Raw genomic sequence first — 17,521 nt, 5'->3', positions numbered from 1 at the left:
CTTCCGATCGCTGGTGCTTCTCCAGAACAATATTTCATCTCTATAGCTCTTTTCTTAATCCTTATGCCTTAGGAAAGTTACGCGCCTGTTTGCCGATTATTTGAATACCCCGTTCGATATTTTCATCCGTTACTCGTGAAAACCCAAGCCGCAATGTATTCATCCCTTCGCCTTCTTGAATAAAAAACCTGTCTCCCGGTGTAAAAATGACGCCCTGTTCTGTGCAAGCTTCTAGCAGCTGGCGTGTATTCACACCTGCCGGGAAGGTAAGGAACAAATGCAAGCCCCCGTCACCAGAAACCTGCGCCTCAGGAAGATGTGCTTCACAGCATGCCTTTGTCAGCTCATATTTGCGCTTATACTCTGTCCGTGCTTTCTTTACATGTTTATCGAAATTTCCGTTAAGCATATATTGGTATAAAATCGATTGATCGATTGTTGAGGTATGAATGGTGCGCGCACGCTTAATGCTTTCCAGAGTGTCAATCAGTGCTCGGTCTCCAAGCACCCAGCCTACTCGCAAGCCAGGGAACAGCACTTTGGAGAAGCTACCAATATAGATTACTCCGTTCCCTTGCCCTGCTGTCGCTATTAAGGGCGCAACATGCGCTCCCGAGTAGCGCAGCTCCTCATTGAATCCATCCTCGATCACCGGAATCTGATAGCGCATCATTAATTTCATAACAGCGCTGCGCTTTGCTGGCGACATGACGATGCCTGTCGGATTATGATAGGAAGGAGTCAAATAGGCCAAATCGAAGCTATTGGTCTGCAGTACCTCCTCTAGCCGCTCCACATCAATACCGTCACGCTCCATCGGAATGCCAGTAATCTCAAATCCTTGCAACTTCAAATTTTTGATCGCTGTGTGATGGGTCGGATTTTCACAAATTGCTGCTCCGCGGCGTGCAGAAGGGCGTAAAGCCGACAGCACAATGTCAAAGCCTTCTGTAAACCCGCCTGTAATCAGCATATCCTTTCCAATTATATCGACGCCCTTGTTCTCCATATAATGCATAAGGTAAACAATCAGAGGCTTGTAGCCCTTGGCATAGCCGTAGTTGAGCAGCACCTGTCCTTCGATTGCCATCCGATCCATAAAAGCTCGCCTTACATCCCCCAGATCAAACAGCTGCTCATCCGGAGCGATGCTTGTGAACGAGATAGTTCCCTTTTGGGCACGAATGCCCTGCTTCATCATATCCAGATCAACAGCCGATACAGCATACTCGTTCATTCTTGCCTTCCAGTCGATCTCCCAGGTGGCAGAGCTGTCAGACCCTCCGTTATCTACATTCGACCGGCCCACCATGGCGGCCACATAACTACCCTTTCCGGGAATCGCATACGTAAACCCGTCATCCTCCAAGCCTTCATATGCTGCAATGACTGTATTGCGGCTCACCTTAAGCAGAACGCTCATTTCTCGTGTGGAAGGCAGCTTCTGATTTGCCTGAAGCGCCCCTTTTATAATTAAACGATTGACGTATTCTTTTACTTGTATCGAGACCGGGCGGTCACTGACGAGCTTGAAATCCTGGAACATCCTTCATCGCCTCCCCCTATAATGATGACATACAAGACGAGTGAAAAAAAAGAACCACCGCACTGGATTTTTCATCCTTCGGTGGTTCTTCCGCATTTTATCCCCTGTACGCCCTCATATTGTTGCCTCATTCCCCTGCATTCCTTGGCCGGGCCCGCGAGGGTCAGTAGTTTCAAACCTTCACCAAATTATAACACGGTGAGGGGATTGCATTGGGGAAAAGAAGAAAAAACAACTTACAATTAACGTTCAATATTCTGCCGGTCGACGAAAAAGCCACCCGCCTTGCGGTGGAGGAATATTTGGAGACAGTTCGGCAGTATCGTCAGATCGGTTCTGTTCGTCGGGAAGCAGCAACCACTTAGGCGTATTCATATAGAGAACATCAATCTACAAATGCTATCAGCAAGCAGACGGAGGAAATCGCCACATACAACGTGGACAAGGAGGCAGAACTGGAGGCGAAGGATAAGCTGCTGGAGCGGCAATGAGTAGATTGTCTAGTGTGCAGCGTGAGGTTATTATGCGGAGTTACTTGGATGATGAAGGTGAGTTTGATTTCATAGTTTGTGGAGATTTAGGCTTGGGCGACAGGACATTCCGCCGTATAAAGTCGGAAGCCCTTAATATTCTTGCCGCTGCCTTGAGAGTCGAAGTATATGAGGTGGGGTATGTAGAGAGGTTATATAGCTGAATTTATTGGTGTACGACTACTTATCTTTTTTTGGTTTCAGAATTGTGAAGAAGGATTCCGATTATGAGAACCAGTAAAATATAGGTAGTCTCATCACCTTTAATCACATGGATAGTAAACAGAGAGAGAATGAAAACCACGACATAAAACACTATGAGACTGATAAACATGTATAAATAGACCATGTTTATTACCTCCAACTTATTTAAAGGTACTGGGTGGAAATTATCCAGCACCTTATTCTTTTGTGAATTATTTTAGTAAGAAAGGCGTTCCCCGTTTTAATGAGAAACACCTTTTCAAAATACTTTATAATCTTTATTTTTTAATTTGGGGCTCTTCTAAACCGTTATTGTCTACTCCGGGTGGTTCAGCAGTAATCCCTTTTTCAAGTGTCGCCTCTACTTTGTCTTTACTGTTAGCAGCCTTCTCACTTTCAGGTCCAGAGTTCGTCCAAGTTTCACCGCCTAAAGCATCTGATTGCCACCAATAAAAATCACGATATACTAAATCTGCTGTCAAATAGAATAATACTTCATTATCTTTACCATTGATAGTCAGATCGTATTGAGAAATACCATTGCTGTCTTTAGCATCATTTAACGCCATTATCCACTGTTCAATTTTAGGAACCAGACTATTGATCTCGGAGACATCCGCTTTAATCACAATCTTTGCCAGCTTTCCACCAATAACGCTATCTGTAATATCTACCGATTTTACATCCATACCGTTTCCTTGAAGTTCACCATATACAGCTTCCAGGACCTTTGTCGACTCCAGGGAACCTTGGATTTTTTTCGAAAAGTCTGGGATATGAGTAACATCATTAGAAACTTCATCATAAATCGTTTTTCCATTTGCACCTTTAATAGCTAAATCAATATTTTTGATTTCATTGGTTCCGTTGACTCCACTCCGTACTTCATTTCGAACCGCGCGAATCGCTTTAATGTCATCAATTGTAGCTTTCCCAGAACTAGAAACTGATTTTGTTTCTACTTTTAAGTCCTCCTGTTGAGCACTAATGCTTGAAATGGATACTCCTTGCTGAGAAAGCTTGGTTTGGATAAGCTCAGTAGGACTCTCGGCAGAAATGGAATTTATATAAAAAGCCCCACTAAAAATGCCCAGTGCAGCCCCAACGATCAGCAACTTTTTATGTTTCATTATTACTTTCGACCTCCTTTAAAATTATTGGTTAATAGACTTTGTAATTTGAATTATCCGTTTTGCTGACATGATATGGACTATCGGCACGTGGGGCCGTATCATTTGCTTTCCACACACCATTTGTATTTTTGTATTGCACACCTGTAAATTGGAATGGTCCCATTTGGGTATTTGTAGAATGGGTTTCTGCATTCGCTTGTACATTATTATTTGTTCCTAAGCTCCAGCTCCCCTTATCATAACCTCCAATATATGCATGCCATTTACTGTCAGAACCATATTGAACCATATATTTTACAGATGAAGATAAAAGGTGAGTCCCTATTTCCTGCATGCCATAAGCTCCATTAACAGTATGTTCAACGTAAGTTGCAAATCCCGGATATCCTGAATAAAATCGGATACCTGTTTGAATCCAATCTCGACTTGGAGTGACATTTGTTACCCAAGCTGACTCACCGCTAGTACCAAGTGTAGGCAATTTACTCGGAGTTGTAATGGTAGCAGTCATACCCAAATACTGACTTCCGGGCTTCGTGACTCCAGCGTAATAACTCTCTGCATAAGTTGAACTAGAGCCAAAAAGGAAGAAAACTGTGCAAATAACAGAAAATAAAGATACCCACTTTTTCGTCATAATCTTTCCCTCATCCTCTCATGATATAGCGATAGGCTTCCCCTAATCTACATACAGGAGTTTGAATAAATTTGCACTTCCTTTCAATCTTAATTAGATTTGGAAAAAAAAGCCTTCTTAGATAATAGACTGATCATAGATGGAAAAAGTTGCGGAGAAAAAACACTTTTCACAGAAAATTTTTTTCGTGTCCTATATTTGTCCTTAAAGTGGCCTCTAAGTGGCCCGTCCCTGGACTTTTCATGTGGTAAATTTGTATCACGGAAAATCAAATGAGGAGCATGCCGCACAACATGGCAATCACGTGCAAACATCTTTAACTGATGATGAGAGCGGCTACCCGGTCGTTGAGGGCCAAGGCGATGTATATTATGCCTACGAGGATAAAACCTACATCAAGGGCAACAAAGGTGACGGCCAACTCATCCCAACACCGCCAGTGCTCAAACAGATCGCAGCAGAGCTCCTGTAATTCAGCAATATCCAGAGTCACTTCCCGAGTTATTCCGGGGCTTTACGGCACGTTCAGGCGGCAAGGAACCAGTTAACCAGCGGAAACAATAACAGCCTGGTCAGAACCCTTGCGCAGTTCAATTCCGCAACGTGTCTTCTATTCATTTCGATGGGAGCTGTACTTGTGAAATTTCAATCCACGCACTCACTCACATAGAGTGCGACTGAAACAATACTTATAGACCACCAGTTAGGCATATTTCAATCCACGCACTCACATGGAGTGCGACCAATTTCCTAATTACATCACACTTCAACTTGAAATAAATTTCAATCCACGCACTCACATGGAGTGCGACCAGCGGGCAAGGAGTAGCAAGCAAGCCCCTCTCTGACGATTTCAATCCACGCACTCACATGGAGTGCGACTTAGACTCATTCCCGTTTAGGTCATACGCAGACACGCTATTTCAATCCACGCACTCACATGGAGTGCGACTAACCCTGCGGGTCCTTATCACTGGTTTAAAGTGATTTCAATCCACGCACTCACATGGAGTGCGACAGCGAAAATGCAGTAATTGATACCCTAATGATATCAATTCTACACATTGTCGCAAAAACTGATGCCAAAAAGGCTTTAATCAACCATTGACTTTTACTGATGGCAACTGATTCAATTGATTTTCGACAAATTCGAGGTGCGAAGGACCCGGGATTTTTATGTGAGCTTCACATTCGCACCTTACAAAATGAGTGGGCTTTCCATATCATAAGCTTCCTTTGCCCCTATATGCTCTACTTTCTTTTTGTAGTTATCTCCTAAGTTGTAGAAGCGCAAGCTGTCTTCTTTTGGGTCTATTAATTCTTCAAGTTCATACTTTAAGCTGCGGAACTGGGTCGAGTCCAAAATACATTCAAACACAGAATTTTGCACCCTTTGTCCGTGATCTACGCACTTTTTCGCAACCTTTGCCAGTCTTTTTCTACCTTCTCTGTCTACTGTGCTTACATCATACGTGATCAAAATGAGCAAATGTTCACACCTACTTCCACAAAAATGGAGGGTACTCGTCCAAATCTCCCCGAATATATCTAGCCAAGAGCAAAGCCTGTGAATAGGGCACCAGTCCCCAAGACATTTTCTCATTCAAATAAGGATGAATCATTTTTTCCTGTTTTCGTTCTTGCCATGCCTTCAATACGATTTTCCTCGTATCATCGTCCATCATCACAGCCCCGTTTTCTTTTTTGTAAAATCCTTTCCCATGAATCAATTTTTTGTTAATCAATGTAAGGACAAAACGGTCGGCATATACTCCTCGAAGCTCTTCCATCACATCCAGTGCCAAGGAGGCTCGCCCTGGACGATCTCGATGCAGAAAACCTACATAAGCATCCAGACCGACAGCTTCCAGTGCAGATTTCATATCGTTGGACAGCAGTGTATAGGCAAAAGATAATAGGGCATTCACATTATCTAGCGGCGGGCGCTTATGGCGCCCATGGAAGTAAAAATCATCTTTTTGCTGCAAGATCAGATCATCCCACACGGAATTGTACTGAACTGCCGCCGTCCCCTCCAAACCGCGTAATATGTCCAGTTCCTCCACTTCTCGGACTTGCTTCATGATCTTTGTCAAAGAAGCGGTCACCTTCTTCATGCGTTCCGTATCAATACGAAGTGGATAATCCCTCGTTGCCCGTTCCAAAATCCATTTATGGTTATATATTTTGCCTATAATCATATTTCTGGCTACAAGAGCACTTCTTCTATCATCATCGGAAATCCGGTACTGTTCTTTTCTCAGTACCACATTTCCCCGGCTTTCCCCGGTAACTCTCGCCAAGAAGCGTCCGCTTCGTGTCATAAAGGTTAGGTCTATATTGCGTGTTGCACAAGCTCCCATGAGGCCTGGACTGGCCCCTGAATAGCCAAAAGTGCAAACCGCCTCCAAATTGTGCAAAGGATACCGTGCAAGAATGGACTCTTCTTGTTTGATCACGATATTTTCCCCATCTAGTGACAAGTACGTATCTGGCATGGTCACAAATAATGTGTTTAGTAATTTTTTCATTCAGCTATCCTGCTTTCAATAAAGCTTGAAACTGATTTTTTATTCAGTATTTCGGGAACACATATGTTATGTAGTGAGCAGCTCAGGCAGTGTGGTCCCGCTTTGGCTTTAGGTGTATGATTTCGCTCAAAATAATGCCGCATTTCCTGCAAGCTTGTACGCACACGCTCTCGGTCAGCCGCCGTGATGATGACCTCTACACGGTGTTTGATCTCATCGTAATAAAAGTAGCCTTTTGAAATCTCACACACGAGCATTTCTTCAAGACACATCACTTGTGCGACCAATTGTGCATGATCCGAGTCATTTCGTTTCGGTTTGCCACGCTTGTATTCAACAGGAAAAGGAAGGTAGGTACCTTCCTCCCCCGCAAGCGGAACACCAAGGGGATCACATATGAACTCTACCACGTCACAGATTCCTGTAATTCCAAGCTCTCTGGAATGTACAGGTAACGCGCGTACGATGAGCTTATCCCCTCTTTTTTCACGAATCATGGGCTGATCTGCTTTCCTATGCAAATGATTGCCCTCAATCGTCCGCACGTTTTCTTCCCATTGCTGCTCAATATGAATAAGCGCCCACTGTCTTCTACAAAAATTAAAATGCTGTAAACCAGATAGCAGCAAATAATCTTCTTCGTTATAGCCCTGCATACTCTTGGACCTCTAAGCCTTCGAGCGGTGTTAATATACATTCATAATGTGTATCAAAAGATTTGTCGATTGCACTTACATTTTCTTTCGGTTTCACTTCCAAAGATCGGTGTACTTTAGCAGATGAGTATTTTCCAAGTTTGGACTTGTGCTCCCACCAATAGACTTTATGAACCTCCATACTACCGTCAGGACGGGCGGATGAAACATCATTTTCAAACAACGAAATCAGCGCATCCTTGATCTTTCCAGCATCTTCGTTGGTAAATCCTGTTTTTTCTGCTAGTTGTGTATTGATGCTTCCTTTGAAAAGGTACACGCCGAAATCCACCCGATGCTTCATCCCCATCGTATCGGAACCTCTTTCTTTCCCTGGTTCGGAGTTTACACTTTTTGTAATTTGCATACTTGTAATATCAATAGGATCTATACTGGTTGCCGTATGTATAGATACAGGACCTCTTACTCCAACGGACACTCCTGCTCCCTTACTCGCCGCCTTGAACGCAAATACTTGACCGAAGCTACGAACATCTATCCATTCCTGACAGGCAATTTTAGCAAATTCATCACTTGAACCTTCCTTGCCCTTGAAGAATTTTTCCAATTCAGGATTGGCATCTGCACGTTCTCTTAAACTATTAAAAGCATCCGATTTCCGATCATTCGATTGAACAAAAATAGACTCTCCTATATCTTGCAGACGATTTCTCAATTTCCGTTTCAGAGCCACATCTGAAATCTCACCATAACCATCGTAATTTTGCCGCGGACGATTGCCATTCAGGGGATCGCCATTGGGATTTGCTCTAGTAACCGACAAAACAACTGCAAAATCAATTTTGTGATCCAACACGGACATATGATTACTCTCCTTTAATGTACCTACATATTTTTAAAGTTACTTAGGATTCCTGCTGTTCATTCATGTCTAAGGTGTTGTTCTCTTTGTTGTCGTTATTGCTCTCAAGATCTTTTTTATGATTATTATGGTAGATTTCATAGCGTTGGCTACTGAGTCCTAACAAGTATTTCCCGGTCAATGGTTTATTGTTGAATTCGTTGAAGGGGATTTTGTGAAGCACTTCATCAATCATATTGGAATAATAGCTTAAGCGTTTACCAAGTCTGGCCTGATGTGGCTGCAAGGCATTCTGAATGGTCCTCCAGGTTCTTTCTGGATGTTGTGAGAATGCATTCATATATCGGATTGCATTTGTAGATCGTTTCTCATCCTTGTCTAATGCGCTTCGTTCCATCACATCTGCTATCGCCAACAGTCTGCCAAATAAATAACTGCGATCCATATTTTCTTTATCTAATGCCACATTGTATCCCTCCCGTTGGTTAACCAAAGCACATGTCACGCTCAGTGTTTTCTCCCATTCCCACTTGTCCATGGATACCGGGTTAGAGGCGCGGTTAATAGCACTCCTCACAATATCCTGAGGAATGTTTTGACCATCTACTATACAGGGGAGCATTCGTTCCATCAAACCCTTAACGAGTTTATCATTAGCCTTTGAACCGTATGCTGCAAAAGCAATATCTTTCGTTGCTGGAGCACCCCAAAATTGTAAATATTCACCCTGCTCATCCTTCTGATAGCGATGAAGCCATACACAGGTGGAATGCCAGTGAATAAGCTTTTCAAAATACAATTTTTTATCCAAATTACGATAATAGATCACAGCCATCCGCCCTGTTGTTGCTGAGTCAAGTACAAGAATATTGACTTTTGCTTTGGAATTAGATTTGACAGCTAGTGTATTGGCATAACCCGTTAACGCTTTGGCTAATTCAAAAGCAAACTCTTCGTTTGTATGACTTTTTATTTCTTTAGCCTTGGATGGCAAGCCCATTGCAAAGATATTATCATTTTCGGTAAAATTCAGAATACTCGGTTCATCATTTCCCCACACTAGGAAAACACGTTGCTCCATGACTTTACCTTGACGATTAATGAGCCATTTTAAGGCATTATGAGCCTTTTGAGATACTTCATAACTGATACTTGCAGCTTCATGACTGTGGGCAAATCGTCCTCTGAACGTGAATCCACTCGTATCATTGGCGGAAATCAACTTCGCCTTATCCCCGGAATTTCTGATTTTATTGGCATGCTTGTCTGTGCTAGGGAGCTGCTTTCCAGTAACATAGCAAATGTCTTCTTCTCCCAGCAACTGGCTATAGTAACCAACAAATGAATCATACATTTCTTTATCTTCCCAAACTTTAGTTAAAACTTTATCTGGAGAGTACACATTAAAACGAATGAATACGCTCTCTTGTTCACCAGGAACCGCTGTAAATATAGGTGGTTTTTCCCCATGTATAGGTTCGTACTTCTTGTCCCATGTACTTATTAATTTCTGATCCGCATCAAGATATAAAATTGACTCGTCTACTAAGTCTTTAATCAGGCGGCGCTTGCTTAAGTAACCATATATGCTTTTCACCTTTGAAGTGGCATAATCTGAAGTAGCCCAGCCTTCTAACTGCTGAATATAAGCAGAAAATGGTTCTTCTTTTTTTATTTTTCCACCATATGCTACAAAATCTCCGGCAACATAGCTTAATTTATCATGCAGCGGATAAGGTGATATGACAGAGCCGGCTCTACTGGCGGATTTTTCAGAAGAAGGAATCAATGTACTAAACTCATTTTTATCCAATATCCTGGCTGAATGAAAATCACCTTGTTCTGTAACTTCGACTTCGATCTGCGCATTTTGGGTCGTGTGGGAAATAGGCAACAATGTATATTCACGATCATTATGTTTCTTCTCAATCACACCAACACGGTCAAGATTAGATTCATACGTTTCATATAAATTTAGCAACCAGCTCATTTAATTCACCCACCCTTCCCATTGCGCAAGCAACTCATCAGCGGATTGAACGTTATTTTCATCAAACCGTTTAGGTTGCATATTCGCTATTGTGCGAACTTGTGTGCATTCCTCCGGTCGAATAAAATCAATGACTCCGTCCTTCATTACTGGATTCCACAAACGGACTTCCATTTGATCCCTGCCTGTCTCATCTGGATAGTTAATTCCATGTACCATATTGCCTAAATGAATGTCACCATAGTTATCGTAAAAACCTGCTTCTATACCAAATTCACAAGGCTCTACATAAGCTTGGCATTCTCGTGTACCTAGGAAAATATCTCTACGCCCACCAGCAAGTAATGATCGCTTGAGAATGTTATGATGCTTATTCTCATTACGGTCATATTCCATCTCGGGGCGATGCGGATTAAATTCAAAATGAGCCTGAACCTCATAACAGGGATCTTTCAAGTAAGTATAATTAGCAAGGGTATTACCACCGCCATATTCGATGGGGCGAACGCCTTTGGATTCCATCCGAATAGCATGAAGAACACGAACTTTGTCTACTACCATCATAATCGTAGGCTTCCAATAAATACTTTCGACAATACCTTTTAACGCCTGATATGTTGGAACACTATAAGTTAATTTCTCACCACCAAGTTTGGTTAGTGGATCTGTGAACAGTGCATAATCTCCATAAACTTTAAATTCGATCGCATTTCTCAACTAGCATTTACCTCCTTTCTATGACTATTTTTTCCAAACACAGTACCAGAATATTACTTTTGGCAGGGTCAGTCAATGTAGAATATAAGTCCCTAGTCCCAATCAAAGAGTTTTTAAAGGATAAATCCACTAAGCAGACTGTCATTTTCAAGATTGAGGCCATAACAGTCATCGTAAGCTCCATCGGTTAGTGCATATATTTTTCCATCCAAAAAAGAAACTAACCCCTTATTTTGATCTAATCGGTCTTTCTCATAGTTAAATATATTAATAGTGAATTGTTGTGCCCTGCGTAACAAATCGGTAAGGTCTGCTATGCTTTGCTGTCCATTTAGGTCCGCGATGATCTCCTTTCCTTCTTTTTCTCCATCCCCATAAGGAACAATTACCGCGGTAGTATGATCCTTAATGACTTGAAAATGGTCCGCTGCCGTCCTATAGCTATTCGCTAAGAATAAGGGAAGAATCGTCTCATTTTCTTTGCAATAAGATTGAAAATAAGTATTTTCTATACGATTGCCATATAATAGCTCAGTCATATTTTTTCTCAATTTAGGAATAAAATAATTTAAGTCGGTCTTTAACTCGGAATAATATTTTTGAAAATATATTTCCATGGACTGAGCTGATAATACGTTTCCGCCTAAGCAAGTTTTGTTACATTTTAAGTCAATAAACATTTTTCTAGAAATCTCTTTACCTATTCTGATTTCTTTTAATCGCTTGAGATCTTCTTCTTCATGATCAATGACATATACTTGCTTCATTCTTTCTTCTCCGTGGCGATTACATCTGCCCGCCGCCTGAGCAATGGAATCCAAACCAGCCAAGGACCGAATGACACACTTAAAACTGATATCCACTCCCGCTTCAATTAATTGTGTACTGATGCAAACGACAGGCTCTTTATGTTGCAGGTGATTTTTAACTTCCTCCAATATGGAATTGCGATGAGCTGGACACATGGATGTACTTAAATGGTAGATCGGGGCTGTACCACTTCCTTCTTTTAATCTGTGATATAGGTTTTTCACCACCGTTTTTGTATTTAAAATAACGAGCACGCTTTGTTCATCAGCAAGTCTTTCCTCAACAAAGTCGGTAAGTTTCTCCGTATTAAATTTCATATCCGTTGCTTTATCCACAATTTCAACCCGCTTAAACGCTTCTATAACATGGTTCAGGTCATGCACCATTTCTGCATCTGGTTCAATTTCTAGCTTGTTATGTACAAAATCTAATTCGGGTTGTGTAGCCGTGCAGAGAACAATACTTGAATGAGCATATGTTTTCAAAAAATTTACTGCTTGATTAAATAATGAAATACAGTGAGTAGGGACTTTTTGTACTTCGTCAAAAATAATGACAGACTCGCTTAAATTGTGAAGTCTACGAATATTTCTACTGCCACCAGCATAAAAAACATTTAAAAATTGCACCATTGTGGTGAAAATGATCGGCGAATCCCAATTGTCCTTAGCCAGCTTTAATTTTTGACGCGTACTCACAACTACATCTTCAAGCTCATTACTCTCTCCCTCTTCTACATCGTCCATGGCTACATTAGAGTGATGTTCCAGAACATTCGCATCGTCCACTATTATTTTGCGAACCTCTCGGGCATTTTGTTCAATAATGGTCGTAAATGGAACGACATAAATAATATGTTTCTTCTTATATGTTACAGCATGTTTTAAGGCATAACGAAAGCTGGCGAGCGTCTTTCCACCGCCTGTGGGGATCGAGAGCGTATGTATTCCAGAGGGCCTTTCTGCAAACTGTTCGCATTGTTCGGACATTTCTTTTCGAAGTAGATTAATAGGTGTATTGGCATCCTTGGCTGCTTGTAGGGATTTGATGTGCATCATTAATTTTTCGTAATACCCATGAAACAACTTTTGATGATTCATGGCTTCAACTGCGATCTTATCGCCTGTGTTCTTATTTTCTTCAAAGCAGCGAGTATTGGTTCGATCTGCATCTATCAAAGCGCTAAACACAAACTTGGATAAATACATCAATTTGAGTTCAAAATCTGCCCCATCATCTCGGTTCATATATTGATCCAACTCAGCCTTTGCTTGATTCACATAATCAAAAAATGTAGATTTCTCCATGACCTGCTTATAGAAAAGCGCTACTGCATCTTCAAATCCCGCTATCTCTAGGTCACGCACCCGATACAAAAGTTTTGATTCAAGCTGTGGGTTTAGAAAATCCTGCAAATAAGAATGGTGAGAAATAATAGCGTTTGCTACAACTTCAGTCAATATATATTTGATAAATAAATCCTGTTTATCGAATGTGCCTTGAGGTTGAATGTGAAAAAGATTAAATAATAACTTTCCACCCGCACTAGAATGATCTACACTTCCTCGCTTCGGTGGATTGTCAGGATTTTGTACCGCCAAACGTATGTAATTTTGAAACTTTTCCGTGTACTTCCCCAAGTCATGAAGCATGCCAGCGAGTCCGGTGATATGTCGAATACCTATTTTGTCTCCATAGGTTTCTGCTAATTGTCGGGTTTCCAATAGATGTTCGGCAACCGTTTGAATCTCTTGGTCGCTTTCCCGTATGTGGGCGATATATTGCATTTTTTAATCTCCTTTAATTTTCTTCGTGAATAACCTCTTCCAAGTAATGACTAACCACATCGGAAGCCAAAAAAGCATAAATAAAATATAGATCGCAGCAATAACACCTTTCTGACCTATTAAATGATAAAGATCATGTAGAGATTGATAAAGACCCTCTCTAGCTGTTGACAGTTCCTCATCGTTTTCCTCTGGGTTCTCTTGCTGCATTTCCTGTGCACGTTCAGTTAATTCCTTAGATACAAACCAATATCCCACGATAAGGCCTATACCTAGATAGATATAAAAATATAGACCAGGAATAGATAATAAATTCAACTATTTTCCCCCTTTGAGCAAATACTTAAAATGTGTAATCGTGTCATAAGGTACAATATCGATAGCATCTACAATCCCCACTTGGACATTCCCCGTTGTTAAGTGAATCCATAGATAATGATAATATAATTGTCCTAGCGTTGTAATTTCTCTTCCTTTCCTCTCTTATCTACTTAATTTAAGGATTTCGGTTTCACACCCATAGCGCAATATTCATTTTATGACTTTTGGGTGTTTATTGTGAAGAGACTTGTATTTCGCTTAAAAATACTAGACTCTCTTCCACTTACTAATCATATTAGATCTATTCTCGTTATGTAAACAAATATTATTTATAGTCATGTGGAAATAGTATTTTAGAGAGAACTAAACTAATAATCTTAAAGTTCATAAAACAAATTATATATTGACTCCAAACATGTAAAGCCTCCTGGGAGTTATTATGCAAGGTTACGAACACTATAGATACTTCAACCACATACTCGTATAGAGTACGACCAATGACCGCCTGCGGCACTGTTGGACATTTGTGATTTCAATCCACGCACTCACATGGAGTGCGACTTAACGCCGATACATGGAGAGAGCTTGAGGATATATTTCAATCCACGCACTCACATGGAGTGCGACTAAACCCGATGAATGGTTGGCAGTTAATTTAGATATTTCAATCCACGCACTCACATGGAGTGCGACTTTCCTACATGGAGCCCTTCTGCATCAGCATATATAATTTCAATCCACGCACTCACATGGAGTGCGACCGCGCTCTGTCCGCGGCAATGGGAACCCGTTAACATTTCAATCCACGCACTCACATGGAGTGCGACCCTCCAACAGCAGCAGCGCCCTAACCTGGTCTTCGCTATTTCAATCCACGCACTCACATGGAGTGCGACCGCGAAAATGCAGTAATTCATACCCTAATGATATCAATTCCACGCATTGTCGCAAAAACTGATGCCAAAAAGGCTTGTATCAACCATTGACTTTTACTGAAGGTAACTCATTCAATTACTTTTCGACAAATTTCGAGGTGCGAAGGACCCTGGTTTTTTATGTGAGCTTCACATTCGCACCTTACAAAATCAGTGGGCTTTCCATATCGTATACTTCTGGGAATAGGACACCAGCCCCCAAGACATTTTCTCATTCAAATAAGAATAAATAATTTTTTCCTGTTTCCGTTCCTGCCATGCCTTCAATACGATTTTCCTCGTATCATCGTCCATCATGACGGCCCCGTTTTCTTTTTTTAAATCCTTTGCCATTAATCAATTTTTTGTTAATCAATGTAAGGACAAAACGAAACGGTCGACATATACTCCTCGAAGCTCTTCCATCGCATCCAGTGCTAATGAGGCTCGTCCTAGACGATCTCTATGCAGAAAACCTACATAAGCATCCAAGCCCACAGCTTCCAGTGCCGATTTCATATCGTTGGACAGCAGTCTATAGGCAAAAGATAATAGGGCACTCACATTATCTAACGGAGGGCGTTTATGGCGTCCATGCTGCAAGATCAGCTCATCGAGAACGGAATTGTACTGAACTGCCACCGTCCCTTCCAAGCCACGTAAAATCTACAGTTCCTCTACTTCACGGACCTCTTCATGTTTTCGGATAAAGAGGCGCTCTCCACTTATACGACCAAGTGGCGACTGCTCCGTCATGATCCACGTACTCACATAGAGTGCGACTAGTGGCATAGGCACTAATGGCAACTCCCAATATATTTCAATCCACGCACTCACATAGAGTGCGACTACGTTTCCCACGCGGCAAGATCAAACTTTGGCTTATTTCAATCCACGCACTCACATAGAGTGCGACGGAAAGCTCACATCCAACCTATTTTAATACTAGAATTTCAATCCACGCACTCACATAGAGTGCGACGAATCATTGGAGCTTATTTTCACTCTGGCGAAAGAGATTTCAATCCACGCACTCACATAGAGTGCGACTTCAGGCCACATCACCGCTGATTACTGGCAGGCGTGGCTTATTTCAATCCACGCACTCACATAGAGTGCGACAAAATATATAAATCATTAAAGTCACACCAGTCAATTTCAATCCACGCACTCACATAGAGTGCGACCCCGACCTTATAGCTGCCTTTACCGCGAACCGTCATAATTTCAATCCACGCACTCACATAGAGTGCGACTAATATGATCTTATTGTAATAAAAATTAAAAACATGATTTCAATCCACGCACTCACATAGAGTGCGACATCGGCACGCACTATTCACATTATTGCAACTGAAATATTTCAATCCACGCACTCACATAGAGTGCGACGATCTGGAGACTTTGAACGAGTTCGGCCAATGGCTTATTTCAATCCACGCACTCACATAGAGTGCGACTATTGCTCAAAAAGATGCCCTTGACCTCAAGGATATTTCAATCCACGCACTCACATAGAGTGCGACATACTGAGATGATCTAATTGGATTAAAGTTTCATCTATTTCAATCCACGCACTCACATAGAGTGCGACAGCGAAAATGAAGGAATTAATACCCTAATGATATCAATTCCATGCATTTCCGAAAAAAACGATGCCAAAAAAGCTTGAATCGACTATTGACTTCTAACGAAGAAAGCTAATTTAAAACCATTTCGACAAATTTCGAGGTGCGAAAGATCCAGGGTTTTTATGTGAGCTTCACATTTGCACCGTAACCAAGACATACACTCAGGATACCACAAAACATTTCTCTGTCCCAGACAATGCTCTATTTCTAAAACAATAACGACTCTGCCCCGTCAATGACAATTTGTGCGCCAGTAATGTGACGCGAATGATCTGAGGCCAAAAATGTTACCAAATCAGCTACCTGCTCGGGTTGACCCGGTCCATCTGCCAACGGTTGCCCTCCTTCAGGAAACTTGACGGGGATGGTAATTTGCTTTAACCCTTCCGACTTCTCCGTGGTTTCATCAATATTCGTCGAAATGGCACCCGGATAGATGACATTGACACGAATACGAAACTTAGCCAGCTCCAGTGCAGCCATTTTAGCAAAACCAGTTTGACCCGCCTTCGATGTGCTGTAGGCTGACATCCCAAAGCTGGTAAAGCGCTGATTTCCATTAATGGAGCTGGTAATAATAATGCTGCCGCCACCGTTCTTTTTCAAATGTGGTATTGTATACTTCACCGTCAGGAAGGTGCCGTCCAGATTCGTAGACAACGTTTGGCGCCAATCCTCAATGCTCAGATCCTCAATCGGTCCGACGACCCCGTTAATCCCCGCATTGGCAAAAATGATATGCAGCCCGCCAAATAATTCAACCGCTTCAAGAACTGCTTTTTCCACACGCACCGGATCGGCAATGTCCACGTCAAATGCCCGCGCTGACCCTTCACGTATAGCATTAATTTCTCTTTCCGTCTCCAAAATACGATCGCTACTTACGTCAAAAAGAGCGACATTTGCTCCTTCTCTAGCCATTTGAATGGCTGTTGCCTTGCCAATGCCAGAACCAGCCCCCGTGATTAGAGCAGTCTTCCCTTCAAAGCGCGCGCCTCCTGTATATGTGTACCTCATATGTATCGCTCCCTTCAGTAATCTGTATAATCACAAGATTACCCAAAAGGATATACTTTATAATCACCATTTTTGCGCATTTTTTTGCGATTCTTTTGCGATATTTAAGAAAAAGATGAATATTACGCGAATTAGCGCTTCTTTCCTTCTCCTTCTCGTTACATTTTATAAATATCTTAACGAATCGAATGTTCCATGCATTCATCAAAAATCAAAAAAAGGACGTATACATATC

Annotated in this window: 14 protein-coding genes, 1 pseudogene and 3 CRISPR repeat arrays; of the genes and pseudogenes, 2 read left to right on the top strand and 13 right to left on the bottom strand. The window is 41.7% G+C overall.

Going from position 1 to position 17,521, the window contains the following annotated elements; all coding sequences use genetic code 11:
* Positions 1-61 precede the first annotated feature (61 nt).
* The gene (locus MKY75_RS10130) at positions 62-1,546 is read right to left on the bottom strand and encodes an aminotransferase-like domain-containing protein (protein WP_340885130.1); all 1,485 of its coding nucleotides are present in this window, start codon (positions 1,544-1,546) and stop codon (positions 62-64) included.
* Positions 1,547-1,758: 212 nt separating this feature from the next.
* Between MKY75_RS10130 and MKY75_RS10125 the strand changes: the two genes are divergently transcribed.
* Complete coding sequence (locus MKY75_RS10125) at positions 1,759-1,911, top strand: hypothetical protein (RefSeq protein WP_238437776.1); 153 nt, start codon at positions 1,759-1,761, stop codon at positions 1,909-1,911.
* A 647-nt stretch (positions 1,912-2,558) separates the two neighbouring features.
* Here the strand turns inward: MKY75_RS10125 and MKY75_RS10120 are convergent.
* Positions 2,559-3,410 (bottom strand): hypothetical protein, encoded by an 852-nt coding sequence (locus MKY75_RS10120; protein ID WP_340885128.1) that lies wholly within the window; start codon positions 3,408-3,410, stop codon positions 2,559-2,561.
* Positions 3,411-3,441: 31 nt separating this feature from the next.
* Positions 3,442-4,050, bottom strand: coding sequence for a hypothetical protein (locus tag MKY75_RS10115; protein ID WP_165147449.1), 609 nt, complete (start codon positions 4,048-4,050; stop codon positions 3,442-3,444).
* Between the two features lie 220 nt (positions 4,051-4,270).
* Here MKY75_RS10115 and MKY75_RS10110 point away from each other — a divergent pair, with 220 nt between their 5' ends.
* Entirely contained in the window at positions 4,271-4,522 is a 252-nt protein-coding gene (locus tag MKY75_RS10110) for a hypothetical protein (RefSeq protein WP_165147452.1), read from the top strand.
* 239 nt (positions 4,523-4,761) lie between these two features.
* A CRISPR array of direct repeats spans positions 4,762-5,068; the repeat unit is 32 nt; unit sequence ATTTCAATCCACGCACTCACATGGAGTGCGAC.
* 180 nt (positions 5,069-5,248) lie between these two features.
* Here MKY75_RS10110 and cas2 read toward each other — a convergent pair.
* The 10 genes and pseudogenes from cas2 to MKY75_RS10055 all read right to left on the bottom strand — a co-directional run bounded on the left by cas2 (position 5,249) and on the right by MKY75_RS10055 (position 17,286).
* Positions 5,249-5,539: a CRISPR-associated endonuclease Cas2 gene (gene cas2 / locus MKY75_RS10105; RefSeq protein WP_023988276.1), complete on the bottom strand. Its 291-nt coding sequence runs from the start codon at positions 5,537-5,539 to the stop codon at positions 5,249-5,251.
* A 10-nt stretch (positions 5,540-5,549) separates the two neighbouring features.
* The gene (gene cas1c / locus MKY75_RS10100; protein ID WP_165147455.1) at positions 5,550-6,581 is read right to left on the bottom strand and encodes a type I-C CRISPR-associated endonuclease Cas1c; all 1,032 of its coding nucleotides are present in this window, start codon (positions 6,579-6,581) and stop codon (positions 5,550-5,552) included.
* Positions 6,578-7,237, bottom strand: coding sequence for a CRISPR-associated protein Cas4 (cas4, locus tag MKY75_RS10095; protein WP_076264226.1), 660 nt, complete (start codon positions 7,235-7,237; stop codon positions 6,578-6,580). The genes cas1c and cas4 overlap by 4 nt, the downstream gene beginning before the upstream one ends.
* Positions 7,224-8,099, bottom strand: a complete 876-nt coding sequence (gene cas7c, locus MKY75_RS10090; RefSeq protein ID WP_165147458.1) for a type I-C CRISPR-associated protein Cas7/Csd2 — start codon at positions 8,097-8,099, stop codon at positions 7,224-7,226. Before cas7c ends, cas4 begins: the two co-directional genes overlap by 14 nt.
* Positions 8,100-8,142: 43 nt before the next feature.
* Positions 8,143-10,089: a type I-C CRISPR-associated protein Cas8c/Csd1 gene (cas8c, locus tag MKY75_RS10085; RefSeq protein ID WP_165147461.1), complete on the bottom strand. Its 1,947-nt coding sequence runs from the start codon at positions 10,087-10,089 to the stop codon at positions 8,143-8,145.
* The gene (cas5c, locus tag MKY75_RS10080) at positions 10,090-10,806 is read right to left on the bottom strand and encodes a type I-C CRISPR-associated protein Cas5c (RefSeq protein WP_165147464.1); all 717 of its coding nucleotides are present in this window, start codon (positions 10,804-10,806) and stop codon (positions 10,090-10,092) included.
* Between the two features lie 113 nt (positions 10,807-10,919).
* Positions 10,920-13,403, bottom strand: a complete 2,484-nt coding sequence (cas3, locus tag MKY75_RS10075; protein WP_165147467.1) for a CRISPR-associated helicase Cas3' — start codon at positions 13,401-13,403, stop codon at positions 10,920-10,922.
* A 3-nt stretch (positions 13,404-13,406) separates the two neighbouring features.
* The gene (locus MKY75_RS10070) at positions 13,407-13,721 is read right to left on the bottom strand and encodes a hypothetical protein (RefSeq protein WP_165147470.1); all 315 of its coding nucleotides are present in this window, start codon (positions 13,719-13,721) and stop codon (positions 13,407-13,409) included.
* A 532-nt stretch (positions 13,722-14,253) separates the two neighbouring features.
* Positions 14,254-14,620: a CRISPR direct-repeat array (repeat unit 32 nt).
* Positions 14,621-14,836: 216 nt separating this feature from the next.
* A pseudogene (cas1, locus tag MKY75_RS25580) lies at positions 14,837-15,357 on the bottom strand (CRISPR-associated endonuclease Cas1); the annotation flags it as partial.
* 31 nt (positions 15,358-15,388) lie between these two features.
* Positions 15,389-16,232: a CRISPR direct-repeat array (repeat unit 32 nt; unit sequence ATTTCAATCCACGCACTCACATAGAGTGCGAC).
* Between the two features lie 244 nt (positions 16,233-16,476).
* Positions 16,477-17,286, bottom strand: a complete 810-nt coding sequence (locus MKY75_RS10055) for an SDR family oxidoreductase (protein ID WP_340885122.1) — start codon at positions 17,284-17,286, stop codon at positions 16,477-16,479.
* Positions 17,287-17,521 lie beyond the last annotated feature (235 nt).

It is taken from the genome of Paenibacillus sp. FSL L8-0663 (assembly GCF_038008125.1).
GTDB lineage: Bacteria > Bacillota > Bacilli > Paenibacillales > Paenibacillaceae > Paenibacillus > Paenibacillus polymyxa_D.
Note: the sequence above shows the minus strand (reverse complement) of the source record. Positions and strands in the feature narration are given on the sequence as shown.